Below are 23,795 nucleotides of genomic sequence, written 5' to 3'. Positions count from 1 at the left end.
ACCGTGTCGTCTGCCTCCCGTCTGCTCGCGCGTGCCGCCGCCGCGGTCGTGCCCGTCGTGGTCTCCGCGACGGTGGTTCTCGCACCGGCCCACGCCGAGGGGAGCGAGCCGTATCTGAACCTGCCGCTCGACAATCGGTTCGCGACCGACATCGGTGGCGTGCATCCGGAGTTGCCCACCGACCCGGCCGAACTCGGGGTGCTCGTCGATCGGGCCCGCGCCTCCGGGCGGCCGGCCACCGACTACGCGGCGCTGCTCGCGCAGTACCGGCTCGCGCAGGCCACCACGGAGGCGGGCATCGCCCTCGCCTCCTGGAATCCGAACACCACGGTGGCGGCCAACCGCGACAATCTCATCCGTTCGTACCGCTACTACGAGGACTTCCAGCTCGCCCGCCGCGAACTGCAGTGGGCCGGCATGGGAGGGCAGGTCGGAGCCGACTTCGGCGGCGGCGTCGCTGATTTCGAACTCGCCACCGACATCTACGACCTGCCGGGACTGCAGGAGAACGCCCGCGCGATCATCGGCGCCGTCGAATCGGCCTTCGGGCCCGAGGCCGTCGGGCAGCTCCCCGAGGGACTGCGGGAACTCGCCGACCACGGCGCGGAGATCACCACCGAGGACCTGCGCTGGTACATCCGGCGGATCCTCGCGATGCAGAAGGCGATCTTCTCCGACCTCATGCCCCTGCACTACATGTACGTGCACGAAGGGCTCGGTGCCATCGAGGAATTCCACGCCGCCGGGCTCATCGACGACGCCGTCCTGCAGGCCTGGTACGACATCGCCTCCGGCGAACCCGACCGGGTCGCAGCCGGGAACGCCGCGCTGCTGCGCCGCGAGCAGTACACCGTGGTCGGCGCGATGTGGGACGAGGCCCGCAACTACCGCGACGGCATCGGCAAGGCCCTCACCTACGCGACCACCCTCGCCGGATCACCCTCGGTCGCCGGAGTGGTGTATCCCCGGAACTACAAGCCGATCCGGGTGAGCGGTGTCCTGCCCGACGGGCGCGCGGCGACGCTGACCACGCCGCTGCCGTCCTGGGACTGGTCGGTGTTCGACGACCGCTGGGACTACATCACCACCGAACTGCTGCCGAAGTACCGGTACACCGTCGAACACGACTGGCCGACGCTCGAGGCCCTCCTGCGCGTGCCCTACGAGGTGCAGTTCGAGACCCATCGGCCGATCAACAACATCCCGCAGATCCTCGGCAGTGCGCTGTCGTCGATCACCGTGACGATCGACTGACGCGACCGGTGTCCTGACGCACCGAAACGAGGTTCGCCCCTGCTGCAGCACGGGCGAACCTCGTTTCGGCGGGCGGACCGTCGCCGGCTCACTTCTTCTCGTCGTCCGACCGCTCGACCACCTCGGGGGCGTTCTCCCGGGTGGCCATCCCACCGTCGCGACCATGGTCAACGGGGCCTGGCGGGTCCTTGCGGACCTCCTCGTTCTCCTTCTTCGACGTGCCCATGTCCACCTCCGTGTCCGGCCCGATGCGTGCCCCGACGGGTACCCACCGGCGCACCCCGGCACACGTCGGGGTGGCGATGTCGTCCCGGAGCGGATTCACTGTGGGGGGGGCAGCGATGTGAGGAGACAGCATGCAGATCCGGGACAAGGTCTTCGTCGTCACCGGCGGCGGCAACGGTATCGGGCGCGACGTCGTGCTCGAACTGCTCGCCCGGGGAGCGCGGGTCGCCGCCGTCGATCTCCGGGCCGACGGGCTCGACGGCACACGCGCGCTGGCCGCCGCCTACGTGGACCGGCTCACCTCCCACACCGTCGACGTCTCCGACCGTGGGGCCGTCGAAACACTCGTCGACGAGGTGACCACAGCGCACGGGCAGGTGGACGGCGTCGCCAATGTCGCCGGCATCATCCAGAAGTTCGTGCCCTTCGCCGAGCTGTCGTACGAGGAGATGACGAAGGTCCTCGACGTCAACTACTGGGGCGTCGTGCACATGTGCAAGGCCTTCCTGCCCGTTCTGTTGGGCCGGCCCGAGGCGAGCCTGCTCAACGTGTCCAGCATGGGCGCGTTCGTGCCGGTGCCCGGGCAGTCCGTCTACGGGGCGAGCAAGGCTGCGGTCAAACTGCTCACCGAGGGCCTCTACGCCGAACTGCGCACGACGAACGTCGCGGTGACCCTGGTCTTCCCCGGCGCCGTCCGCACGGGCATCGCCGAGAACTCCGGGGCATCGATCCCCGGCCGCGACACCGACGCCGCCGCGAACATCACCTCGTCGGCGACGGCGGCCTACCGGATCGTCGACGCGATCGAGAAGGGCACCTTCCGGGTGTGCATCGGGAAGGACGCCACGATGCTCGACCTGCTGGCACGGCTGCTGCCGCGACGCTCCATCGAGCTGGTGGCGAAGAAGATGGGATCGCTCGTCTCCCGGTGACGCAGCAGCGTCGGAGAGACGGCGTCAGGGGATACGGACCGGGTGCGGCCGCGGCGGCACGTCGGTGGGGGAGCGGCTGATCACGATCGCGATCCACTGCAGGGTCAGCGCGATCATCAGCAGCCACTCCACGATCACCACGAGGGTCGGCCGGTGGGGTGCGTCGGTGATCATCCCGGCCTGCGACCAGTAGCCGAGCAGACCGAAGAAGGTCGACAGGCCGCAGCCGAACATCGCGAGGGAGGCGAGCCGCCACCGGCGCAGCCGCAACGCCAGGGTGGAGACCCCCACCCCGAACAGCAGCGCCAGGCTCGTGAAGATGCGCAGCAGCACGCCCACAGGGGCGTCGCCGCCGAACCAACTGCCCAGCACGGTCCACGACCACGCCGACGCGGTCTGGGGCAGCAGCATGCACACCACCAGGGCGAGAACGGACGCCATCAGGAGGCGTCGTTGCAGCCGCTCCACCCGGAACTCGCCGGCGATCTTCCGCTCGATGCGGGCGAAGTCTTTCCGATAGGCCGACAGATCGTCGTTCACGTCGCAGCCTCCTCGTACGGACACACGAGGGGCCATTATGCGCGCAAGGGAAATGTGACGACGCTCATACTCCTCACCTGCATCGACGCAGCCGACCGTCACACGGCGACGCGATCGGCCGCCCGCGTCAGCGCCGCCGCCACCGCGGCGTCGGCCTCCCGCAGCACCGCCGAATCGGTGTTCGGGATGGGCGCGATGATGGTGAACACCCGCACGTCCTCGGAGGGGATGCCGAGGGAGAACACTGCATCGCTGGCGGTGCCGTTGCGGCACACCAGCCCGTTCGCTGCGGCATCGACGTCCAGCGACGAGGTCGTCGTGTCCCCGACGGTGTAGCGGCGGGCGAGACCGGAGTCGGCGAGCGTGCCGAGCAGGCCGCCCGGGGCGATGCCGGGGGCAGGCATGTAGGCGTCGACGAGCACCGTGCCGGTGGTCTCGCCGTCGGTCAGGGAGGGCGCGCGGGCGACGAACTCGTCGCCGGACCGCTCGACGGTGAAGTCCGGTCCGAGCAGCCGGACGATCCCGGCGTCGAGCAGCGCCAGCAGCTGACGCACGCGGAACAGCGGGGGAACACCACCGGCGATGCCCACGAACCGCAGGAACGGACGGAACTCGGTCAGATACGACTCCGGGGTCAGGCGCCCGAAGGCCGCGACCTCGCCGAGCAGCGGTCGCGCCGACGTGTAGGCAGCCATGCCCGCCTTCAGCGGATCGGTCGTGCCCCGGGCGGCGCGCGCCGCGTCGTCGGAGAGATAGTCGTACGCCCACCCCTCGTACTCGCTCCATGTCGAGACGGGCGGCAGCGGGTTCAGCAGGGACTCGGGTGCGAACCGCAGCGACGGATCGCCGACGCAGCGGGCGGCGAGCTCGTCGGCCCGCCGGATGTCCTCGTCCGCCGGTGCCGTGTCCGACGGTTCGAGGACGTCGAGCAGCGGCTGCAGACCGGACGCGAGATCGAGGCGGTCGGCAGCCAGCGCGGTGTAGAAGGCACGACGCGCATCGAGGTCGAGGGCGGGCCGGATGTCGCGGGCGAAGACCACCTCGTGTTCCGGGGCGGCGGCGATCGCGGCGCGGGTCGCCCGCAGGTCGGCGGGCGTCGGGGGAGCGGACAGCTGCAGCTGCGCGCGGAAGGGCAGTCCCCGCCGCGAGCCGGCGACGATCCGCGGCTCGGCTCCCGAGGGTTCGTACCGGAGGGTTCCGTCCGCGTTCTCGGTGAACCGGCCCCCGCGCCCCTCGGTGACGAGGGAGACGAGGTCGAAGAAGTTCATGCCGAGGCCGCGCACCAGCACGGTCTCGCCGGGTTCGATGCGGTCGATGCCCTGGTCGATGGGGCTGTCACCGGCGATCGTCAGCGGCCGCTGCGAGGGCAGGTCTCGGTCGGTCTCGGTGCCCCAGCCCACGGCGAGCACGACGGCATCGGCCTCGAGACGGCCGCCGTCGGACAGGGCCAGTTCGACCGGCCCCTCACCGGTCGTGATGTCCACGACCTCCGCCGGGAGATGGCGCACGGTCACCGTGGGCGGCATGTGCCGGAGGATGTGGTCCCACGCCCACGACAGGTACGCGCCGAACAGCGCGCGGCTGGGGTAGTCCCACGGGCGGAGGCGCTCGGCCTCCTCCCGGACGGTGACGCGGATCTCACGTTCGTTTCGCAGGTGAGCAAGATCATCGAGGGTCGCCCACGCGGAATCCTGCTCGCCGCGTAGTGATCTGCACCACTGGTAGACGGTCGGGCCGGCCGGATCGGCCGGATCGTGGACGCGCGAGGCGGCGTCGGTGAAGACCGTGGTGGTCGCGGCGAGGGTGTTCATCACGAGCGAGGCGGGCTGGTCCTCCCGCCAGATCCGCCCCGCGCCGGGCGTGTGGGGATCGACGACGACGACGTCGATGTTCTTGTCTCCCAGAAATTTCGACGCACGGGCACGGATCCGGTCGAGGGCGATGGTTCCGCGCACGCTCGCGCCGACGACGGCAACAGTAGCGGGCATGGGTGCAGGATATGCGCTCCCGCACGGCTTTCCGCAATTCGCCCGAGAACCCCGTCCAAGATCACAAGTATCGTTGTTTTGCAATGGTTGAAATCAGCCGAAATGTGAATGTTCTGGACAGTTCGTTCCGGGTTCTAATGTCGAGCGACCGACGCGTTGTGGGCGTCGGCGAGAACGGAGAAGTACCCGAACATGACTGCACTGACCGGCAAGAACGCCCTCGTCACCGGAGGCTCCCAGGGCATCGGCGCGGCGATCGCCAAGCGCCTCGCCTCCGACGGCGCCACCGTCGCCCTGACCTACGCCCACGCCGAGTCCGAGGCCAAGGCCACGGCCGTGCGCGACGAGATCGTCGCGAACGGAGGCAAGGCGGTCGTGCTCGAATTCGACGCTCTCGACGACGCTCGGATCGGCACCCTCATCGGCCGTGCCGTCGAGGCCCTCGGCTCGCTCGACATCCTGGTCAACAACGCCGGCATCGGCATCTACAAGACCGTCGACCAGGTCACCGACGAGGACGTCGCGAAGACGCTGCAGGTCAACGTCTCCGCTCCCTACCGCCTCGCCCGCGACGCCGCAGAGGTCCTGCCCGAGGGCGGACGCATCATCTCCATCGGCAGCACCGTCGCCACCCGCGTGCCGCGCCAGACCTCCTCGATCTACGCCGCCAGCAAGGCCGCGCTGATCGGCATGACCAAGGGCATGGCCCGCGACCTCGCGCCCCGCGGCATCACCGTGAACATGGTCAGCCCCGGCCCGACCCGCACCCAGTTCACGCCGCCCGCAGACAGCCCCGCCGCCGTCGCGATGATGAACCTCAATGCGATCGCACGCTTCGCCGATCCCACCGAGATCGCCGGTCTCGTCGCCTATGTCGCGTCCCCCGACTCCAGCTACGTCACCGGCGCCAATCTGTGCGTCGACGGCGGCTACACCGTCTGACGCGCCGGTGAGCACGACCTATCCGGTGCCGGTGGCCCCCGCCGGCACCCTCGCCGACCTCACGGCCGCCGTCCGTGCCGAACTCGAGGCCTTCGACTATCCGTCCGGTTCGTGGACCGTCCCGCGCACCGACGCCAACGGCGAACGGGTCCTCGACGTCCTCGTCATCGGTGCCGGACAGGCCGGGATCTCCACCGCCCTGCGCCTGCGCCGCGAAGGTGTCGACAACCTGCTCGTCGTCGACGCCGCGCCGGCCGGCCGCGAAGGGCCCTGGGTGACCTGGGCGCGGATGCGCACGCTCCGGACCGTCAAGCACCTGCACGGCACCGAGGGCGGAATCCGTTCGGCGAGTTTCCGGTACTGGTTCGACGCGGTCCGCGGCGCCGGTGCCTTCGACACCATCGACCTCATCCCGCGTGAGGACTGGATGGCGTACCTGACGTGGCTGCGGGAGACCACCGGCATCCCCGTCCGGAACGAGACCACCGTCGTCACCGTTCGTCCCGAGGACGGGCACTGGCGGGTCGTGCTCGACACCGCGGGGGAACGCAGCAGCGTCGCCACTCGGAAGGTCGTCGCTTGCACCGGCATGGACGGTGCAGGCGGACCGTCGATCCCGCCCTATCTCGCGGATCTCGGTCCCGGAGGCTGGGCCCACAGCTCCGAGACGATCGACTGGGAAGCGCTGCGCGGCGCCCGGGTCGCCGTGATCGGTGTCGGTGCGTCCGCCTTCGACAATGCCGCTGTCGCACTGGAATCCGGGTCGGCGTCGGTCGTGCAGTTCGGGCGGCGCGACAGCCTGCCCACGCAGAACCCATTCCGCTATCTGGAGAAGAAGGGCCTGTTCCGCGCCTACCACTCGATGAGCGACGAGAGCAAGCTCGGTTTCGCGCGCCTCGAGTTCTCCCGCGCGGTCCCGCCCACCGCCCACTCGCTCGACCGGTGCCGGGTGCACGAGAACTACACGCTCGCACTGGGTGTCTCGTTCACCGGCGCGACCCGCTCGGGGAACGCGATCGTCCTGCAGGCAGGCGACGACACCTACGAGTTCGACTTCGTCATCGCCGGAACCGGGTTCGTCGTCGACCTGTCCCGGATCGACTGGCTGTCGGAGATCGCCGGCGAGATCCGCACCTGGGGCGACGTGTACGAACTCGGCGACCACCCCACCGACCGCGTCATCGCCGCGCATCCCTATCTCGGCACCGGGATGCGCTGCCTGCCGCGGACCCCGGAGTCCCCCGCCGCAGTGGCCGACCTGCACCTGTTCAACCTCGCGGCGCACGTCAGCTACGGCATCTCGTGCATCGGCCTCAACGGCCTGCCGTGGGCGGTGTCCACCGTCGTCGACGCGATCTGCGCCGACCTCGTCGCCGCCGACGCCGAGGACCTCCTCGCCGGGTTCGCCGCCTACGACTCCGCCGACACGCTCACCCCCGGTGCGCTCACCGCGGACGCCGCGGCCGGCTCGGACACATCCCGAAAGGACATCTCATGACCACCACGGCACGTCCCCGCGTGGGCATCGTCGGTCTCGGCACGATCGGATCGATGACGGCCTGGCAGGCCGCCGCCCGCGGCTTCGACGTCACGGTGTTCGAGTCGTTCTGGCCCGGCCACAACGAGGGCGCCGCGGCCGGCGGCACCCGGATGTTCCGCCGCGTCTACGCCGAGGGCGCCACCTACGGGCCCCTCGTCGACGAGGCGTGGCGCATGTGGCGCGAACTCGAGTACGCCACGGGCGAGGACATCCTGTTCCGCACGGGTGGCCTGTCCATCGGCCCCGCGAACCATCCCGTCCTGTCCGGCGGACTCGCCGACGCCCAGGACCGCGGCCTGCCCTACGAGATCCTCGACGCCGAGGCCCTCGCCGCCCGCTACCCGCAGCACCGGCTGCTCCCCGGCGAACTCGCCCTGTTCGACCCCGAAGCCGGTGTGCTGCGCTCGAACGTCGCGGTGGCCGCCGCGACCGCCGAGGCCCGCCGTCTCGGTGCGACGCTGCGCCTGAACGAGACCGTCCTCGCGGTCGAGGACACCGCGACCGGCGCCCGCATCGTCTCCGAGAACGGCAGCGAGACCTTCGACCACGTCGTGATCGCCGGTGGCCCCTGGGCGCAGAACCTGCTCCCGGACCTGCCGCTGGAGACCCGCGCCATCTTCCACACCTGGCACCTGGTGAACAACCGCCAGCTGCTGCGCCCCGAGCGGTTCCCGATCACGCTGCGCCGCAGCGGTCCCGACCTCTCCTACGGGCTCATGTCGGCTCTGGACGGCAGCCGCATCAAGCTGGCACCGCACTTCGACTACGCCCGCGGGATCGACGACGTCGCCGAGCTGGATCGGCACGTGCGGCACGAATGGCAGCGCGTCTCCATCGAACTCGTCGAGAAGCTGCTCCCCGGTGTGGAACCGGGACCGGTCGAGGCCGGCATCTTCCCCGAGTCCTTCTCCCCCGACGGGCACGCTGCCGTCGGCCCCGTCGACCCGAGCGCCCGCATCGTGGTGCTGGCCGGATTCTCCGGGCACGGATTCAAACTCGCCCCGGCCTTCGGCCGCGCCGCGGTGGACGTACTCGAAACCGGTTCGAGCGCACTGCTTCCCTCCGAGGTGGACCTGCACCGCGACTACCGCGCCCAGGTCTCCATCCGCGACCTCGTCCTGAACTCCGAGCCGGCCTGACCGGTTCGGCCCGACCGACAAACAAGGAACCCCTCCCTATGACCCGCTTCCGCCCCTTCGCCGCCGGTGCCCTCGCCGCTCTCACCGTACTGAGCCTGGCCGCGTGCTCCTCCTCGGACTCCGACGAGGACACCACCGTCGCGCCGGTCGCCGCGAACGACGAACTCGCCGCGCTCGTCCCGGAGGAGTTCCGCGGCGCGACCCTCGACGCCGTCGACGGCGACTCGAACCCGCCGATGTACAGCCGTGACGCCGACGGCAACATCACCGGCATCACCCTCGACCTCGCCACCGCCGCCGCCGAACTGCTCGGACTCGAGATCTCCGTCGAGGCCAACTCCTTCGACGCCTCCATCCCGGGCCTGCAGTCGGGCAAGTACGACCTGAGCCTGTGGGCCACGGACGTCACCGAGGAGCGCAAGCAGATCATCGACCAGATCCCGATCGGCAAGGTCGGCTACCGGTTCCTCGGCTCCGCTTCGGACGAGCCGGTCGGCGACAGCATGGACCAGCTGTGCGGAAAGACGATCGCCGCGATCGCCGGGCAGACCACCGTGCCGCTCCTCGAAGTCGAATCGACCGACTGCGAGAGCGCCGGGAAGCCCGCGATCACCGTCACGACCTTCCCCGACCAGGCGTCGGCGATCCTCGCGGTCAAGTCGAACCGCGCCGACCTCGCCACCGTCAACAGCGTCTCGGGCGTCTACATCTCGGACAACGACACCGAACTGCAGCTCACCGGCCCGATCTTCAACCAGAAGTTCACCGGTATCGCCACCGCGAAGGGCAACGGTCTCGGCGAGGCGTTCGCCGCGGCCATGCAGGAACTCGTCGACAACGGCACCTACGCCGAGATCGTCGAGAGCTACGGTGCCGACTCGATGCTCCTCGACTCCGTCACCCTGAACCCGCCGGTCGAGTGAGATGAGCTCGAAACTCCTGCACGAGAGCGAGTTCGCTCGCGCCGTCGAGATCGAACGCACCCAGGGCACGGTGCCGGTTCGCCATCCCTGGCGGATCGTCTCCGGCGTCCTCGTGGGCCTGGTCGTGCTCGGCGCGATCGTCTCGGTCGCCCGCAACGAGGCGTTCCAGTGGGACGTCGTCGCCGAGTACTTCTTCAGCGGACGGATCCTGCACGGCCTGTGGCTGACGCTGTGGCTCACCGCCGTCTCGACCGTCCTGGCGTTCGTCGTCGGCACGATCCTCGCGGTGATGCGCATGTCGCACAACGCCGTCCTGCAGGCCGTCTCGTGGGCCTACGTGTGGTTGTTCCGGTCCATCCCGCTGCTCGTGCAGCTGCTGTTCTGGTTCAACATCGGCTACCTGTACCCGAAGATCTCGCTGGGCATCCCGTTCGGGCCGGAGTGGTTCTCCATCGAGACCTCCGACCTGATCGCCTCGTCCATGGTCGCGATCATCGGGCTGACCCTGCACGAGTCGGCCTACGCCGCCGAGATCATCCGCAGCGGCCTGCTCTCGGTGGACGCCGGGCAGACCGAGGCGGCCGAAGCGCTCGGCATGCCGCACGGCCGCATCCTGCGCCGCATCGTGCTGCCGCAGGCCATGCGGGTGATCCTGCCCCCGGCGGGCAGCCTGCTCATCTCCACGCTCAAAGCGACGTCGATGGTCAGCGTCATCGCCGTCACCGACCTGCTGTACGCGGCGCAACTGATCTACAACCAGAACTTCCTGGTCATCCCGCTGCTCATGGTCGTGACCATCTGGTACCTCATCCTCACCAGCCTGCTGTCCGTCGGCCAGCAGTTCGTCGAGAAGCGTTTCGCGCGAGGCACCACCCGCACGGCCACCAGCACCTCCCTCGGCACGGAAGCGGACATCTGATGACGGAGACCCAGATCGGCGCCGACACGCTCGACGCCGGAACAGACACCCGCGGCGTCTCGATCCGCAATCTGCGCAAGCGATTCGGTGACGGACCGTACGTCCTCGACGGCATCGACCTGGACATCGCCAAGGGCGAACTGGTGTGCCTGATCGGCCCGTCCGGCTCCGGCAAGAGCACGTTGCTGCGCTGCATCAACCTGCTCGAGAAACCGGACTCCGGGGTCGTCCGGGTCGGCGACATGCTCATGGGGCAGGAACTGCGCGACGGGAAACTGCACGCCCTGCGGCCCCGGCGGTACCGCGCGCAGCAGGCCCGCATCGGCATGATCTTCCAGCAGTTCAACCTGTTCCCACACCTGACGGTGCTCGAGAACGTCATCGAGGCACCGCAGGCCGTGCGCGGGCAGAGCAAGGCCGAGGCGGTCGAGAACGCCCGCCGCCTCATCGCGCGGGTCGGGCTCGCCGACCGGGAGAACGCCTACCCCCGGCAGCTCTCCGGCGGTCAGCAGCAGCGCATCGCCATCGCCCGGGCCCTGGCGATGGAACCGGACGTGCTGCTGTGCGACGAACCGACCAGCGCCCTCGACCCCGAACTCGTCGGGGAGGTCCTCGAGGTGCTGCGCGACCTCGCCGAGTCCGGCATGACGATGATCGTCGTCACCCACGAAATGGCGTTCGCCCGCGAGGTCGCCGACCGCGTGGTGTTCATGTCCGACGGCCGCATCGTCGAACAGGACACCCCCGACCGCATCTTCACGAATCCGCGCGAGGAACGCACCCGCAACTTCCTGCGCCGCGTCCTCTGATCCACCCCACACCCCTGGAGAACATCGTGTCCCGCACCATCTTCCGCTCCTTCGGCGTGCGCTCGGCCTCCCTGGCCGGCCTGGCCCTCGCTGCGACGGTCGGCCTGACGGCCTGCTCGTCGAGCGACTCCGACGCAGACGACGCCACCGCGGAGTCGGTTGCCACCGAGTACACCGTCGCCGTCCAGAGTGCCTGGCCCCCCATCGGTTTCCTCGAGGGAGAGGAACTGCAGGGTGTCGCGATCGACGTCGCCGCGGAACTCTCCGAGCGGCTGAACATCGACTTCACCTTCGAGAAGCCCGCTTTCGCCGACATGATCCCCGGCGTGCAGTCCGGCCGCTACGACTTCGGTCTGTGGAGCGCCGACGTGACGGCCGAGCGCATGCAGATCGTCGACCAGGTCTCCTGGATGAAGAGCGGCTACTACCTCGAGGCCCCTGCCGGATCGGCGATCCAGGCCGGCGACGACCTCACCGGCATCTGCGGCCTGACCGTCGCGCTCGTCCAGGGACAGACCACCCAGGTCACCCTCGAGGAGGTCTCGCAGAAGTGCGTCGCCGACGGCAAGGATCCGATCACACTGTCGACCTTCCCCGACCAGCCGAGCTCGGAGCTGGCCGTCAAGAGCGGTCGCGCCGACGTCGCCACCGTCGGGTCGCAGACCTTCGGCTACACCGAGTCGATCCGCCCCGGCGAGTGGATGCGCGTCTCCGCGCTGCTGAACCCCGTCTACAACGGCATGGTCTTCCCGGAGGGCTCCGACATCGCGCCGCAGATCGCCGACGCCGTCAACGAGCTCATCGCCGACGGCACCTACGCGGAGATCCTCGAGAAGTGGAACGTGTCCGACTCCGCGATCGAGCGCGCCGAGGTCGATCCGGAGATCTGACGGTCCGTGTGAGTCCTCCCTCGATCGGGTACCGCCTCCTGTGAACCCGATCGAGGGAGGCCCACCGTGCCGGAGAAGGACCAGTACCGCATGCAACACCCGGGGGAGCAGCATCCCGTTCCCCCGCTCGACCGGCAGCCCGAGATCCCCTATCCCGGGGCGACCGACGCACTGCTGTCCGCACCCGACCACGGGGAGGACAGCTACCGCGGCAGCGGACGCCTCGAGGGACGTCGCGCTCTGATCACCGGCGGGGACTCCGGCATCGGCCGGGCCGTGGCCGTCGCCTTCGCCCGTGAGGGCGCGGACGTCGTGCTCACCTACCTCGACGCCGAGGACGAGGACGCCCGCCGCACCGCCACCCTCGTCGAGGCCGCGGGCAGCCGGGTGGTGCTGGTGCCCGGCGACATCCGCGAGGAGGAGTTCTGCCGGCACCTCGTCGCCACCACCGTCTCCGAATTCGGCGGCATCGACATCCTCGTCAACAACGCCGCCTACCAGCATCTCGAACCCGGTGGGATCGCCGACATCACCACCGAGCAGTTCGACCGCGTGATGAAGACGAATCTCTATGCCCTGTTCTGGCTCTCGAAGTTCGCCGTCGCCGAGATGCGGCCGGGTTCGACGATCGTGAACACCACCTCGATCCAGGCGGTGAGCCCGTCACCCGGCCTGCTCGACTACGCGACCACCAAGGCCGGGATCGTCGACTTCACCAAGGGACTCGCCGCGGACGTCGCGAGCAAGGGCATCCGCGTCAATGCGGTTGCACCCGGACCGATCTGGACCCCCCTCATCCCCGCGACCATGCCGAAGGACGCCTACGCGCAGTTCGGCAGGGACACCCCGCTCGGCAGGCCGGGGCAGCCCTCCGAACTCGCCCCGGCCTACGTCTTCCTCGCTTCACAGGAATCGAGCTACATCACCGGCGAGACCATCGCCGTCACCGGTGGGGTGCCGTTCACCTGACCGGGCTCAGTCCGCGTCCCGCATGCCGAGCAGTTCCGACACCGTCACGAAGCGGTAGCCCTCGGCGCGCAGACCGTCGACGATCCCGGGGATCGCGGCCAGCGACGTCGCCCGCGAGGGGTACATGACGTGTAGCAGGACGATCGACCCCGGCCGTGTCTGCTCGAGCGCGGTCCGCACGATCGTGTCGGTGTCGACGGCCTCCGAATCCGGTTCGACGTCCCACATCACCGTGGTCCGGTCGTGGTCGGCGAGATATCGGGGCAGGGCGACGAGTTTCTTGCCGTAAGGCGGACGGAAAGTGATCTCGCCGTCGAAACCGGCCGCCCGGATCGCGGCGTCCGTGTGTTCGATCTCCTCGGCCACCGTACCGCCACCGACGAAGATCATCCGCCGGTGCGACGCGGTGTGGTTGCTGAGCTCGTGCCCGGCCTCGACCATGGCCCGGCCGAGCTCCGGCCGCTCCTCGAGCTCCCTGCCGGTGACGTAGAAGGTGACCGGGACGTCGGCGTCCTCGAGGGTCTGCAGTACCTCCGGGGTGAGGCCGCTGGGTCCGTCGTCGAGGGTCAGTGCGACCACCTTCTCGGTCGTGTCCACGCGATCGACCAGCCCCCCGAACAACTGGAAGGTTCGGGAGCTCATGAGCCGGTAGCCCCCGAGAGCGGCGACGGTCAGCACCACCAGCACGACGGCGACGGGCACGAGGATTCTTCGACGGGAAGCCATTCGGCCATGGTGCCTCATCCCGGAGGCCGCCGGTCACCGCACCGTCCGGCCCCGTAGGAGACCGACCGCGACGTCGAGGACGAGGAAGGCGAGCAGGCTCAGCCCCAGCAACGGAACGAACCAGCCGACGACCGCCGCCACGGCCGCAATCGCAAACACTGCCGCCGGCGGGGCCTGCCGCCACGCGCCGCGTACCGGAGGACGACCCACCCGGGAACCCCCGCGGGTCGGGCGCCGCTGCCACCACATCCGGTAACCGCCCACGATCACCACGCCCGACGCGAGTGCGAGAGCGAGCAACACGAGCTGGCTGGGCAGACCGAACAGGATGCCCATGTGCAGGGAGATGCCCCAGGCGGTGAGTTTGGCGGCCAACGGCCAGTCGGCGAAACGGTTCACGTCGGTCACCGCCTTCGAGGCCGGATCCACCGCGACCGCATCGGTGACGAACGCCCACGGCTGTCGTGTCTCGGTGATCGTGATCGCCGTGTGGTCCGTCGACGGGATGCTCATCTCGACCCGGCCGCGGACCTCGTTCTCCGCGGCGACCGCGAGGGCGGCGTCCAGGGCGTCGATGGTGCGGTCGAGTACCTGCACGTCACCGGTGGTGCCGGTGTGACCGCCGTGCCCCTCGTGCCCACCTGCGGCCGACGTCGCGGACGAGTCGAGGGCGGAATCGGTGACGGGAGTGGCCCAGTTCAGCGCGGCCCGTAGCTCTCCGATGTTCGCGCCGGTGTACTTCGACCAGCTGAGCCCCGTGGCGGAGAGGAAGATCAGCCCGACGAGGAGCCACATGCCGACGGCGCCGTGCCGGCTCAGGGTGCGGGCACGGCCCCGCGCCGTGCGGTCCACCGTGAACAGTCGCGGGGTTTCCCGGTTCCGGGTGCGCTGGGTACGGTGCCGCCGCACCCACAGGTACACGCCACCGAGGGCGATCACCCACAGCCAGGACGCGGCGAGTTCGCTGTAGATGCGGCCGGGTTCACCGAGATGCAGGTGCCGGTGCAGCTGGGAGATCCAGGTACGCACCGGCAGTGCGCCGGCGCTGCCGTAGACGGTGGTCTCCCCGACGGGAGCCGCGGTGGTGGGGTCGACGAACACCGCGGTGCGTTCGGATTCACCCAGCGAGGGATCGGTGAACAGCACGCGGGTGGTCTCGCCGAGTTCGGCGGCCGGTCGCACCGCCGAGACGGTCAGATCCGGCCGGGCCAGTTGCGCCGCCCGGATCTGGAGCGACAGGGGGAGAGGCGGACCCGAGGGGTCGGCGTGCAGGTAGTCGCGGTAGATCACCTGCTCGAGGGTGGGTGCGATCGCGTAGAGACCGCCGCTGATCGTCGCGATCAACAGGAAGGGCGCCACCAGGATTCCGGCGTAGAAGTGCAGCCGCATGATCAGCGCACGCAGGTCGCGCCGGGGGGAGGAACTCCCGGTCGGGGTTGCGGCCGCGTCGGATGCGTCGCGGGCGAGTTCGGGTACGGACATGACTGTGTCTCGATTCGTCGTGGGACGACAACCGATCCGCGCACCGGCGAGCCGACGGGCGTCGGACACTGGGAGCCGGGGTCACGGCGAACGGTGCCGTCGTGCGAAGGGCGGGCAGCCGCGATCGGCGCCGCGCCGAGGACGTCATGTCTCGGCCCACCGGGGGTCGAGACGTGACCGAAGGAGATCGCGCTCACCGCACGGTGATTCGGGCCCCGGAATTGCGCCGGTACGAGGCAAGGGGGCCGGTGGGGTGCGCGATCAGGCGGTGACGGGTGGGGCGCGTGTCCCGGCGGTGGCGACGGCCAGCAGCCACGGCTGCAGCGTCGCGCGATGGATCGGTGTCGGCGACCAGCCGGCGACCTCCACCGCGGGAGCGGAGAAGACGAAGAGAACGATGCGGGTGAACGCCGCGAGCACGTGCAGGCAGGCGCGTTCGACGCCGCGCACCACCCCCGCCGACGCGACGATCGCGGCGAGGTGGGCGCCGAGCATCGCGGGGGAGAGCGTCACGTCGTGCGAGGCGCCGCCGACGAGCGACAGTGTGATGTGCCCGGCCAGTTGACCCGACGCCAGCGCGGCGAGCAGGAACGGCCAGTTCCGGTCGCGCACGGTGAAGGAGGACACCACGGCGCCGACGCCGGCGCACACGGCCAGCAGCAGCACCACGGCGGACTGGCTCGGCGGCATACCGCCACCGGCCATCCCGTGGGCGGCGATGCCGACCGCTCCGGACAACGAACCCACGGCGGCGCCACGCACCTGCGCGAGTATCGTCGTCCGTGAGTCCACCCGGTGAGAATACCGTTGCCGCCCCGCGCGACTCGCACCCGCTCGGGCCGACGGCCCCGTAACTTCTGTTACGCGAGTTCCGTCGGACGGACTTCGGGTGGGGTGGGGAAGACGCAGTCGCCGCACACCCCACCGGCCGGTGTCCGGTAGAACAGGCAGCAGCTCCGGCGGCGTCCGGTCCGCGGATCGACGGCGTCGGCGAGCCTCGGATCGGACAGCAGTGCGGCGACGTGAGGTTCCGCCTCGGGGCCGATCATCCGGCCGGCCCCGATCAACGCCGACGCGGTGTTGCCCCACAATGGTCCGGCGGCGACCACCTCGCTCCACGCCTCGACGAGCGGTTCGATCTGAAAGTCGAGCAGTTCGGTCGCGGTGTCCCCGAACTCCGGGTCCGCGAGATGCAACCGCACTCCGGAGTCGTCGCGCCACAGCAACTCATCCGGGTCCAGGCGGACACAGCGACCGGCGTCGGCGAGGGAACCCACCGTCACCGACCACAACCGGGCCACGTACCCGAAGAACCAGGTCGACGCTGCCACCCGCGCTTCGGTGACGCCCATCCGCTCGGCGGTGGCGGCCACCAGCGCGTCGCGCACGGCGGGATCGCGCAGCGCGGAGGTCGGTCGCCAGGTGTCGTCGACGGCGCCGGTGCCCACCCGGAAGAACGCGCTCCGCGCCGCAATGCGGTCGAGTGTCTCGTCGGCCTCGGGCACGGCCCTCCTTCACGGTCGAGGCGTGGCCACCCGGCTCCACCGCCCTTCTGCGGCATCGTATTCGACCAACCCCATACGCTCGAACTCGTCGAGCCAGCCCCGCATCGGCCACCAGCCCCACCGGCGCTGGAACAGCACTGCATTGGTGAGGATGTCGTCGAGGTGCTCGACGGGCGGGTTCGACACCGGATGGTGCTGGTGGAAGGCGTGCGCGCCACCCACCCAGGCCATCGGCACCCCGGTCTGCGCGGCCTTCTGCCCGAAGTCGGTGTCCTCGCCGCCGTAGCCCTGGTAGCCCGTGTGGAACCCGCCGATTCGGTCCCATACGATCGTACGGGCAGCGAACGACAGCGACCAGAACAACTCGTGTGCGTCGTTCACCGTGATCTCCCCGTCGGGCGGGAACGGCCGTGCCGGATGCGGATCGATCATCTCGCGCAACCGGGCGAGGTCGTAGCCCTCCGGCCCGGGTTCGCGCAGGTAGGTGACGGGGCCGTTGAGCAGGGCAGCCGGACACCGGTCGGCCGCCCCGACGTACCGCTCGAGCAGATCGGGCGCCGGAATGCAGTCGACGTCGAGGAACACGAGCAGATCCGAGGCGGCCGTACGAGCGCCCAGATTGCGGGCTTCCCCGACCGGCAGCCGTCCCGAACCGACCTCCATGGGCACCACCCGCGCCGACGACCCGGTGGCCGCGACCGTCTCGGCGACGTCCGGATCCCCCATCGCCACGACGATGTGCTCGTCGGGAACACGGGTGCTGCGGGCGAGACCGTCGAGCTGACGCCGCAGGTGCGTGCTGCGACCGGCCACAACGGTGATCACCGCGACGGTCACGGTGTCCCCGCGAGCCCGTCCAGGACAGCAGCGGCGCGGGCCGCGGCACCGTCGACCTGCCAGCGCTTCCACTCCACCGGATCGAGTGCACGTGCCCGCTCGATCAGCTCGGGCCACCCCGCCGGATCCGGCCACCCGGTGAGACCGACCACCAGCCCGGCGCCGTCGAGAGCCGTTGCGGTGGCGTGCTGTTCGTCGAACGGACGCTCTTCGGCGATCACCACGGCCGGACGTGCGGCGGCGGCGATGTCGGCGACGGTGTTCTGCCCCGCATGGCCGATCACCACGTCGGCGTCGACGAGCGCCGGCCACGGGTCGGCGGTCCACGGCCCACCCGCCACACCGAGTCCCCGCCACTCGTACTGCGGGAACCGCTCACCGAGCTCCTGCAGGTCGCGGACGGTGAACGACGACCCGCCGCTGCCACTGGCGACCAGCACCCGCGGCCGGTCGCGCGGGGTGCGATCGGGTGCGGGCCGGCCGTCGAACCGGCTGATGCCCCCGACCCAGGAGGTGCGATCGGCGTAGCGGTGCAGGCACACCGGGTCGTAGACCTCCCGCGACCACGGGGCGATCAGATGATCGGCCACCGAATACGCGAGCGTGTGCGGGGTGTCGGTGCGCGCACCCGGCATCGCGAGCACCACCACCGGGATGCCGTACAACCGGGCGAGCAGCGTGACCTCCACGGACACGTCCACCACCAGCAGACGCGGTCGTGTCGCGGCGATCCACGAACCCAGCACGTGCATGCGCTCGCGCAGACCGTCGTCGTGCACCGGAACCCAGTGCAGCACATCGTGGGCGGTCGGGTCCTGGGCGGACTCGACGGCCCGGTCGTCGCGGGGCAACTCCACCACGTCGTCGAAGACACCCGCGGACTCGCCCAGAGGAGCGGACGACAGGGCGGTGACGGGGGAGTCGAGGTGCGCACAGATGCTCGCCGCGCGGGTGCGATGCCCGTGACCGTGATGGTGAATGTAATAGCCGATCACGTGGCCTCCGCCAACTGCCGGTACAGACGGACGTAGGCGTCGACCATCGTGCGCTCCGAACACCGGTGCTCCGCACGCGCACGGGCATCGGCCCGCGACAGGGCGGTGGCGTGCGGGACAGCCGCGGCGAGAGCGTCGACGTCGTCCGGGGCGACGAGACACCCGCTCGTGTCGTCGACGACCTCGGGAATTCCCCCGCGGGCGAACGCGACGACCGGGGTGCCGCACGCCAGCGACTCCGCCACGACGAGCCCGTACGGCTCGTCCCACTGCGGGGTGACGAGCGACGCCGCGGAACGGCCCACGGCTGCAGCGAGATCGGCCTGAGGCAGGTGACCGAGATAGGTGACGTCGGGGCCGAGGAACGGTTCGACGTGCTCGGTGAAGTACACGCGGTCGCTGATCGGCCCGGCGATCCGCAACCGGCGCCCGGCCCGGCGCGCGGCGCGGATCGCCAGGTGCGTACCCTTCTCCGGGACCAGCCGGCCGAACCAGATCAGGTCGTCGCCACCCGGCCCGACCGGCCACGCCTCGAGGTCGACGCCGTTGGGCACCACCGAGACCGGGCCGGGCGTCGCGTGCTCCCACGCCTGCGCGGTGTGGCGGCTCACCGCCACGAAGGTGCTCGGACACCCACCGGGGGTCGTCATCGCCGACTCGAGCCAGGGGGTCGGCGGGGTGTGCAGCGTGCACAGCAACGGCGTGCGCAGCATCCGCGCCATCGCGACGGGCAGATAGTGCAGGCTGTGGTTGTGCACCACGTCGAACCGGTCGGCGGACGGCCCTGCGAGATCGAGCATCAGCGACAGGTAGGCGTGGTGGTCGCCGAGGAACCCGGCGGAAGGCATCGACACGTCACGCTGTGCGAGATCGCTGACCTCGAACGACGGCACCTCCAGGAAGGAGGCCGGCAGGTCGGGATCCGAACCGGGCGCTGCGAACAACGTCACGTCGTGTCCCGCCTCGCCGAGCGCGTGCGCGAGATGCCACACGTGCGCTTCGAGCCCACCGGCGAACGGCTGACGGATCGGATACCGGTTGGAGGCGATGAGAGCGATGCGCAGGGGCGTCACCGCGCGCTCCTGGCGGCGACGGCCCGTAGGTAGATCTCGCGGTGTGCGTGGGCGAGCGACCGCTGTTCCTCCGTGCGATCGGACCAGTCGGCACGCGGAAAGCTACTGCTGTAGTACAACTCCCGGATCTCCTGTGCGAGGGAATCGGAGTCGAATGTCGTCTCGTCGTAGGTGTAGACGCCGCATGGCCGCTGCTCCCCGTAGAAACCGCAACTCGGTACCACCACGGCGGTACCCAGATCGAAACACGCCTCGAGCCAACCGGAATGGGTGCCGAACCGGTAGGGGAGCACCGACACCGACAGGCTCGACAGGTACTGCCACAGCTCGTCGTCGGCGAAGTAGGGATGCACCCGCACCTCGACCGACGGCAGCTCGCCGTACCGCAGGATGCGTTCCCCGGCCTCCGGGTTGTACCAGTACGTGTTGCCGCGGTCGAAGATCTCGTCGTGCACGTCGATCTGCAGCACCGCGCCGGGCAGGGACCGCACGGTGTCGGCGAGGGTGTGGAGCACCGGGAACAGGTCCATGTTGGCCCGCAGACTCTTGGCGTGCACGCCCACGACGAACGGGCCGTCGTCCTCCCGCGGCCGCTCGATCCAGTGCTGTTCGACGACGTGCGGGTGCGGCAGCACCGTCGCCTCCCGGCCCCAGCGCCGGCGGATCTCCGCGGCCGCGCCGGGCGTGAGTGTGATCAGCTCGTCCGCGGCGGGGATCAGCACGTCGAGTTGCTTGTCGTGCTCGCCGGGCTCCACGTGGTGGGGGTTGCGCAGGTCGTGCACCGTGTACACGAGTGGCTTACCGTGCTCGGCGAGTTCGGCGACGACGTCCTGCAGCTTCTCGGCGCCGACGGCGTCGAATCCGAAATGGATGTGGAAGACGTCGAGTTCGGTGTGGTGGTCGCTCACCCAGCCGGGTTCGAGCATGAGCGGTGGCCACCAGCCGCCGGGTACCTTGCGGCCGTCCGCCGGTACCGGGTCGCTCAGACGGATCACGTCGTCGCCCTCCGGGTGTGCGAGATGCCGGACGTAGACGTGCGACGCAGGCACGGACGCGACACGAATCACCACGAGAACCCTCTTCCCCCAAGTCACCGGACGTAGTCGGGCGCATACCCGGCGACCGCGGGGCTCACACGTCGCTGCCCGACCCGTCCGATCTTCACTAGGGTGGCGGGGGACAACGACCATCGAGCGAAAGGATCGGCATGGGTGTCAGCTTGGCCAAGGGCGGCAACGTCTCGCTGTCGAAGGAGGCCCCGAACCTGACGGCGGTGAGCGTGGGCCTCGGCTGGGACGTGCGCGCGACGACCGGCGTGGACTTCGACCTCGACGCCAGCGCGTTGATGACCGGCGAGAACGGCAAGGTCCTGTCCGATCAGCACTTCGTCTTCTACAACAACCTGCGTTCGCCGGACGGCTCCGTCGAGCACACCGGCGACAACCTCACCGGTGAGGGCGACGGCGACGACGAGACCATCAACGTCGATCTCACGGCGGTGCCGGCGGAGGTCAAGTCGATCGTCTTCCCGGTGTCGATCCATGACGCCGACGCCCGCGGACAGTCGTTCGGGCAGGTCCGCAATGCCTTCATCCGTGTCGTCGACCGCTCGAACGACCGCGAGCTGGCCCGTTACGACCTCACCGAGGACGCCTCCACCGAGACCGCGATGGTCTTCGGCGAGCTGTACCGCTACAACGGCGAGTGGAAGTTCCGGGCCATCGGGCAGGGCTACGCGTCGGGCCTGGCCGGGATCGCGCGGGACTACGGCGTCAACGTCGGCTGAGGCTCACAACCCTTCCGAAACGTTCACAACCCCGGTGGTCGACCACCGGGGTTGTGAACGTCATGTACGGGTTGAGAGCCCCTCAGCGGACGAGCTTCCACTTCTTGTCGTGCCGGTAGAAGGCCGAGCGCTTGAGGGCCCGCGGGTTCGTCACCCCGTCGCGGGTGACCACCGCCGCAGGAGAGCCCAGCTGGATCGCCCGGCCGCTCAACCACTTGTAGCCCCCGAACCAGCGGGGCCGGTCCACCGCGGCCCGCAGGCCCGGCATCGCCGGGGTGGGCTCGACGCGGACGCCGGGCACCGTACCGGAGAACAACCGGGTGTCGTCGACGTAGGCCTCACCGACGAGGGCGGTGTCGTCGCCCGCCCCGCACACCAGGGCCCGGCCGACCAGCGCGATCCCTGCGTCGTCGCGGATGAGCGGCAGCGGCTTCGCGACCCCCTGGAGGGCGACGGTGGCGGCCTTCGAACCGGTCCGCAGCCCGTACGCCTCGGTGGCGGGGGTGCGCTTCTCCGGCACGTACGCGACCTCGAGGTCGAGCCGCTCGGTGCGCATGAGCCGGGTGACGGTCGCGGCGAAGGCGGCGTCGTCGCCGACGACGATCAGCCGGGGGTCCTCCACCGACTCGAGGTGCGCGAAGACGTCCTCGAAATCGTCCTTCTCGGGGAGCGCGGGTGCCGAGAGCGCGGTCACGGGCGTCAACGCCAACGGCAATGGCACATCACCGCATCTGAGCACTACCGGGGTCAACGGTTCTCCTCGAGGGGGTCGGGTTCGTCGGGCTCTCGGCTGGGTCCACTCTAATGGGAAGGCCTCGGCCCGGGCGCTCGGCGACCCGCTTCGCGAGTCCCGCTTCCCGGCCGTTTCCGCCATGCCGTCGCTCGCAGCTGCGGGATGGTGGACTACACTGTGGTCCCGGCTGCTGCCCGGCTGGGCAGGACCCTGCAGGCGAGACCGCCCGCACGTAGACACCTGCCTGAGGAGAGCGCGACATGCCGGCAATCGTCCTGATCGGAGCCCAGTGGGGCGACGAGGGCAAGGGCAAAGCTACCGATCTACTCGGCGGACGTCTCCAGTGGGTCGTGCGCTACCAGGGTGGCAACAACGCGGGGCACACCGTGGTGCTGCCCAACGGCGACAAGTTCGCCCTGCACCTGATCCCTTCGGGCATCCTCACGCCCGGCGTCAACAACGTCATCGGCAATGGCGTCGTCGTGGATCCGGGTGTGCTGCTCACCGAGCTCGAAGGTCTCGAGAAGCGTGACGTCGACACGTCCCGCCTGCTGCTCTCGGCCGATGCGCACCTGATCATGCCGTACCACGTGGCCATCGACAAGGTCACCGAACGCTTCCTCGGCAAGAAGAAGATCGGCACCACCGGACGCGGCATCGGTCCCTGCTACCAGGACAAGATCGCCCGCGTCGGCGTGCGCGTCGCCGACGTGCTCGACGAGAAGATCCTCACCCAGAAGGTCGAGGCGGCACTGGAGTTCAAGAACCAGGTGCTCGTCAAGATCTACAACCGCAAGGCGCTCGACCCGCAACAGGTCGTCGACGAGGTGCTCACCCAGGCCGAGAGCTTCAAGCACCGCATCACCGACACCCGCCTCGAGCTGAACAAGGCGCTCGAGCGCGGCGACACGATCCTGCTCGAGGGTTCGCAGGGCACGCTGCTCGACGTCGACCACGGCACCTACCCGTACGTGACCTCGTCCAACCCCACCGCGGGTGGCGCGGCCGTCGGTTCGGGCATCGGCCCCGCCAAGATCACCACGGTGCTGGGCATCCTCAAGGCCTACACCACCCGCGTCGGCTCCGGCCCGTTCCCGACCGAGCTGTTCGACGACCACGGCGCCTACCTGGCCAAGCAGGGCGGTGAGGTCGGTGTGACCACCGGCCGTGCCCGCCGCACCGGCTGGTTCGACGCGGTCATCGCCCGTTACGCGACCCGCGTCAACGGCATCACCGACTACTTCCTCACCAAGCTCGACGTCCTCTCGGGCCTCGACACGGTGCCGATCTGCGTGGGCTACGAGATCGACGGTGTCCGCTACGACGAGATGCCGATGACGCAGACCGAGGTCCATCACGCCAAGCCGATCTACGAGGAGATGCCCGGCTGGTGGGAGGACATCTCCCACGCCCGCACCTTCGAGGAGCTGCCGAAGAACGCGCAGGACTACGTGCTGCGCCTCGAGGAGCTCTCCGGCGCGTACATCTCGTGCATCGGTGTCGGCCCGGGCCGCGACGAGACGATCGTCCGCCGCGACGTCATCCGCTGACGCGACCGTCCCGGCCGGGCCCCGTCCGAGGTACGTGA

General features: G+C 69.8%; 24 protein-coding genes. 12 read left to right on the top strand and 12 right to left on the bottom strand.

All coding sequences use genetic code 11. The features are described 5' to 3' along the window. Window positions 1-3 precede the first annotated feature (3 nt). Window positions 4-1,254 (top strand): hypothetical protein, encoded by a 1,251-nt coding sequence (locus tag OED52_RS17140; RefSeq protein ID WP_264152042.1) that lies wholly within the window; start codon window positions 4-6, stop codon window positions 1,252-1,254. 88 nt (window positions 1,255-1,342) lie between these two features. On the opposite strand, the gene OED52_RS17135 is transcribed toward OED52_RS17140, so the two are convergent. Beyond that, entirely contained in the window at window positions 1,343-1,480 is a 138-nt protein-coding gene (locus OED52_RS17135) for a hypothetical protein (protein ID WP_264152041.1), read from the bottom strand. 130 nt (window positions 1,481-1,610) lie between these two features. Here OED52_RS17135 and OED52_RS17130 point away from each other — a divergent pair, with 130 nt between their 5' ends. Next, window positions 1,611-2,411, top strand: coding sequence for an SDR family NAD(P)-dependent oxidoreductase (locus tag OED52_RS17130; protein WP_264152040.1), 801 nt, complete (start codon window positions 1,611-1,613; stop codon window positions 2,409-2,411). Window positions 2,412-2,435: 24 nt separating this feature from the next. Here OED52_RS17130 and OED52_RS17125 read toward each other — a convergent pair whose 3' ends face one another. Together OED52_RS17125 and OED52_RS17120 are read right to left on the bottom strand one after the other, a co-directional pair. Beyond that, window positions 2,436-2,951, bottom strand: coding sequence for an Rv2732c family membrane protein (locus OED52_RS17125; protein ID WP_264152039.1), 516 nt, complete (start codon window positions 2,949-2,951; stop codon window positions 2,436-2,438). A 98-nt stretch (window positions 2,952-3,049) separates the two neighbouring features. Then, a complete protein-coding gene (locus OED52_RS17120) occupies window positions 3,050-4,939 on the bottom strand; it encodes an FAD/NAD(P)-binding protein (protein WP_264152038.1) in 1,890 nt (629 codons plus the stop codon). A gap of 192 nt (window positions 4,940-5,131) precedes the next feature. Between OED52_RS17120 and OED52_RS17115 the strand changes: the two genes are divergently transcribed. From OED52_RS17115 to OED52_RS17080, 8 genes are all read left to right on the top strand, one after another. Then, window positions 5,132-5,881: an SDR family NAD(P)-dependent oxidoreductase gene (locus OED52_RS17115; protein WP_264152037.1), complete on the top strand. Its 750-nt coding sequence runs from the start codon at window positions 5,132-5,134 to the stop codon at window positions 5,879-5,881. 7 nt (window positions 5,882-5,888) lie between these two features. Further along, window positions 5,889-7,379 (top strand): NAD(P)-binding domain-containing protein, encoded by a 1,491-nt coding sequence (locus OED52_RS17110; RefSeq protein WP_264152036.1) that lies wholly within the window; start codon window positions 5,889-5,891, stop codon window positions 7,377-7,379. Then, the gene (locus tag OED52_RS17105) at window positions 7,376-8,560 is read left to right on the top strand and encodes an FAD-dependent oxidoreductase (protein ID WP_264152035.1); all 1,185 of its coding nucleotides are present in this window, start codon (window positions 7,376-7,378) and stop codon (window positions 8,558-8,560) included. The genes OED52_RS17110 and OED52_RS17105 overlap by 4 nt, the downstream gene beginning before the upstream one ends. A gap of 38 nt (window positions 8,561-8,598) precedes the next feature. Beyond that, a complete protein-coding gene (locus OED52_RS17100) occupies window positions 8,599-9,483 on the top strand; it encodes a transporter substrate-binding domain-containing protein (protein WP_264152034.1) in 885 nt (294 codons plus the stop codon). A 1-nt stretch (window position 9,484) separates the two neighbouring features. Continuing rightward, a complete protein-coding gene (locus OED52_RS17095) occupies window positions 9,485-10,402 on the top strand; it encodes an amino acid ABC transporter permease (RefSeq protein ID WP_264152033.1) in 918 nt (305 codons plus the stop codon). Beyond that, on the top strand, window positions 10,402-11,211 hold the full coding sequence (locus OED52_RS17090) for an amino acid ABC transporter ATP-binding protein (RefSeq protein WP_264152032.1): 810 nt from the start codon (window positions 10,402-10,404) through the stop codon (window positions 11,209-11,211). The genes OED52_RS17095 and OED52_RS17090 overlap by 1 nt, the downstream gene beginning before the upstream one ends. A 26-nt stretch (window positions 11,212-11,237) precedes the next feature. Next, complete coding sequence (locus tag OED52_RS17085) at window positions 11,238-12,101, top strand: transporter substrate-binding domain-containing protein (RefSeq protein WP_264152031.1); 864 nt, start codon at window positions 11,238-11,240, stop codon at window positions 12,099-12,101. 90 nt (window positions 12,102-12,191) lie between these two features. Continuing rightward, window positions 12,192-13,070 carry an SDR family oxidoreductase gene (locus tag OED52_RS17080; protein WP_264154743.1) on the top strand — a complete coding sequence of 293 codons (879 nt, stop codon included), beginning with the start codon at window positions 12,192-12,194 and terminating at the stop codon, window positions 13,068-13,070. Between the two features lie 6 nt (window positions 13,071-13,076). On the opposite strand, the gene OED52_RS17075 is transcribed toward OED52_RS17080, so the two are convergent. From OED52_RS17075 to OED52_RS17040, 8 genes are all read right to left on the bottom strand, one after another. After that, the gene (locus tag OED52_RS17075) at window positions 13,077-13,796 is read right to left on the bottom strand and encodes a polysaccharide deacetylase family protein (RefSeq protein WP_264152030.1); all 720 of its coding nucleotides are present in this window, start codon (window positions 13,794-13,796) and stop codon (window positions 13,077-13,079) included. 33 nt (window positions 13,797-13,829) lie between these two features. Next, window positions 13,830-15,278 carry a PepSY-associated TM helix domain-containing protein gene (locus tag OED52_RS17070; RefSeq protein ID WP_264152029.1) on the bottom strand — a complete coding sequence of 483 codons (1,449 nt, stop codon included), beginning with the start codon at window positions 15,276-15,278 and terminating at the stop codon, window positions 13,830-13,832. A 261-nt stretch (window positions 15,279-15,539) separates the two neighbouring features. After that, window positions 15,540-16,070 (bottom strand): hypothetical protein, encoded by a 531-nt coding sequence (locus OED52_RS17065; protein WP_264152028.1) that lies wholly within the window; start codon window positions 16,068-16,070, stop codon window positions 15,540-15,542. A 68-nt stretch (window positions 16,071-16,138) separates the two neighbouring features. Next, the gene (locus OED52_RS17060; RefSeq protein ID WP_264152027.1) at window positions 16,139-16,783 is read right to left on the bottom strand and encodes a (2Fe-2S)-binding protein; all 645 of its coding nucleotides are present in this window, start codon (window positions 16,781-16,783) and stop codon (window positions 16,139-16,141) included. Between the two features lie 9 nt (window positions 16,784-16,792). Then, window positions 16,793-17,620, bottom strand: a complete 828-nt coding sequence (locus OED52_RS17055) for a glycosyltransferase family 2 protein (protein WP_264152026.1) — start codon at window positions 17,618-17,620, stop codon at window positions 16,793-16,795. Next, entirely contained in the window at window positions 17,617-18,615 is a 999-nt protein-coding gene (locus OED52_RS17050) for a glycosyltransferase (protein WP_264152025.1), read from the bottom strand. The genes OED52_RS17055 and OED52_RS17050 overlap by 4 nt, the downstream gene beginning before the upstream one ends. After that, the gene (locus OED52_RS17045; protein ID WP_264152024.1) at window positions 18,612-19,688 is read right to left on the bottom strand and encodes a glycosyltransferase; all 1,077 of its coding nucleotides are present in this window, start codon (window positions 19,686-19,688) and stop codon (window positions 18,612-18,614) included. Before OED52_RS17045 ends, OED52_RS17050 begins: the two co-directional genes overlap by 4 nt. Then, window positions 19,685-20,755: a glycosyltransferase family protein gene (locus OED52_RS17040; RefSeq protein ID WP_264154742.1), complete on the bottom strand. Its 1,071-nt coding sequence runs from the start codon at window positions 20,753-20,755 to the stop codon at window positions 19,685-19,687. Before OED52_RS17040 ends, OED52_RS17045 begins: the two co-directional genes overlap by 4 nt. A 140-nt stretch (window positions 20,756-20,895) precedes the next feature. Here OED52_RS17040 and OED52_RS17035 point away from each other — a divergent pair, with 140 nt between their 5' ends. Beyond that, on the top strand, window positions 20,896-21,474 hold the full coding sequence (locus OED52_RS17035; protein ID WP_264152023.1) for a TerD family protein: 579 nt from the start codon (window positions 20,896-20,898) through the stop codon (window positions 21,472-21,474). Window positions 21,475-21,556: 82 nt separating this feature from the next. Here OED52_RS17035 and OED52_RS17030 read toward each other — a convergent pair whose 3' ends face one another. Beyond that, window positions 21,557-22,213 (bottom strand): hypothetical protein, encoded by a 657-nt coding sequence (locus tag OED52_RS17030; protein WP_264154741.1) that lies wholly within the window; start codon window positions 22,211-22,213, stop codon window positions 21,557-21,559. A gap of 254 nt (window positions 22,214-22,467) precedes the next feature. Between OED52_RS17030 and OED52_RS17025 the strand changes: the two genes are divergently transcribed. Further along, complete coding sequence (locus OED52_RS17025; protein ID WP_264152022.1) at window positions 22,468-23,757, top strand: adenylosuccinate synthase; 1,290 nt, start codon at window positions 22,468-22,470, stop codon at window positions 23,755-23,757. Window positions 23,758-23,795: the final 38 nt, after the last annotated feature.

It is taken from the genome of Rhodococcus sp. Z13 (assembly GCF_025837095.1).
In the GTDB taxonomy this organism is placed as follows: domain Bacteria; phylum Actinomycetota; class Actinomycetes; order Mycobacteriales; family Mycobacteriaceae; genus Rhodococcus; species Rhodococcus sacchari.
This window is presented reverse-complemented; position numbering and strand designations above follow the sequence as displayed.

What these genes read in the sequence shown, in the direction of transcription:
- OED52_RS17100 (WP_264152034.1), top strand. Translation starts at nt 8,599, where the DNA reads ATGACCCGCTTCCGCCCCTTCGCCGCCGGTGCCCTCGCCGCTCTCACC.
- OED52_RS17035 (WP_264152023.1), top strand. Translation starts at nt 20,896, where the DNA reads ATGGGTGTCAGCTTGGCCAAGGGCGGCAACGTCTCGCTGTCGAAGGAG.
- OED52_RS17070 (WP_264152029.1), bottom strand. Translation starts at nt 15,278, where the DNA reads ATGTCCGTACCCGAACTCGCCCGCGACGCATCCGACGCGGCCGCAACC.
- OED52_RS17090 (WP_264152032.1), top strand. Translation starts at nt 10,402, where the DNA reads ATGACGGAGACCCAGATCGGCGCCGACACGCTCGACGCCGGAACAGAC.
- OED52_RS17130 (WP_264152040.1), top strand. Translation starts at nt 1,611, where the DNA reads ATGCAGATCCGGGACAAGGTCTTCGTCGTCACCGGCGGCGGCAACGGT.
- OED52_RS17075 (WP_264152030.1), bottom strand. Translation starts at nt 13,796, where the DNA reads ATGGCTTCCCGTCGAAGAATCCTCGTGCCCGTCGCCGTCGTGCTGGTG.
- OED52_RS17105 (WP_264152035.1), top strand. Translation starts at nt 7,376, where the DNA reads ATGACCACCACGGCACGTCCCCGCGTGGGCATCGTCGGTCTCGGCACG.
- OED52_RS17025 (WP_264152022.1), top strand. Translation starts at nt 22,468, where the DNA reads ATGCCGGCAATCGTCCTGATCGGAGCCCAGTGGGGCGACGAGGGCAAG.
- OED52_RS17115 (WP_264152037.1), top strand. Translation starts at nt 5,132, where the DNA reads ATGACTGCACTGACCGGCAAGAACGCCCTCGTCACCGGAGGCTCCCAG.
- OED52_RS17080 (WP_264154743.1), top strand. Translation starts at nt 12,192, where the DNA reads ATGCAACACCCGGGGGAGCAGCATCCCGTTCCCCCGCTCGACCGGCAG.
- OED52_RS17120 (WP_264152038.1), bottom strand. Translation starts at nt 4,939, where the DNA reads ATGCCCGCTACTGTTGCCGTCGTCGGCGCGAGCGTGCGCGGAACCATC.
- OED52_RS17135 (WP_264152041.1), bottom strand. Translation starts at nt 1,480, where the DNA reads ATGGGCACGTCGAAGAAGGAGAACGAGGAGGTCCGCAAGGACCCGCCA.
- OED52_RS17095 (WP_264152033.1), top strand. Translation starts at nt 9,485, where the DNA reads ATGAGCTCGAAACTCCTGCACGAGAGCGAGTTCGCTCGCGCCGTCGAG.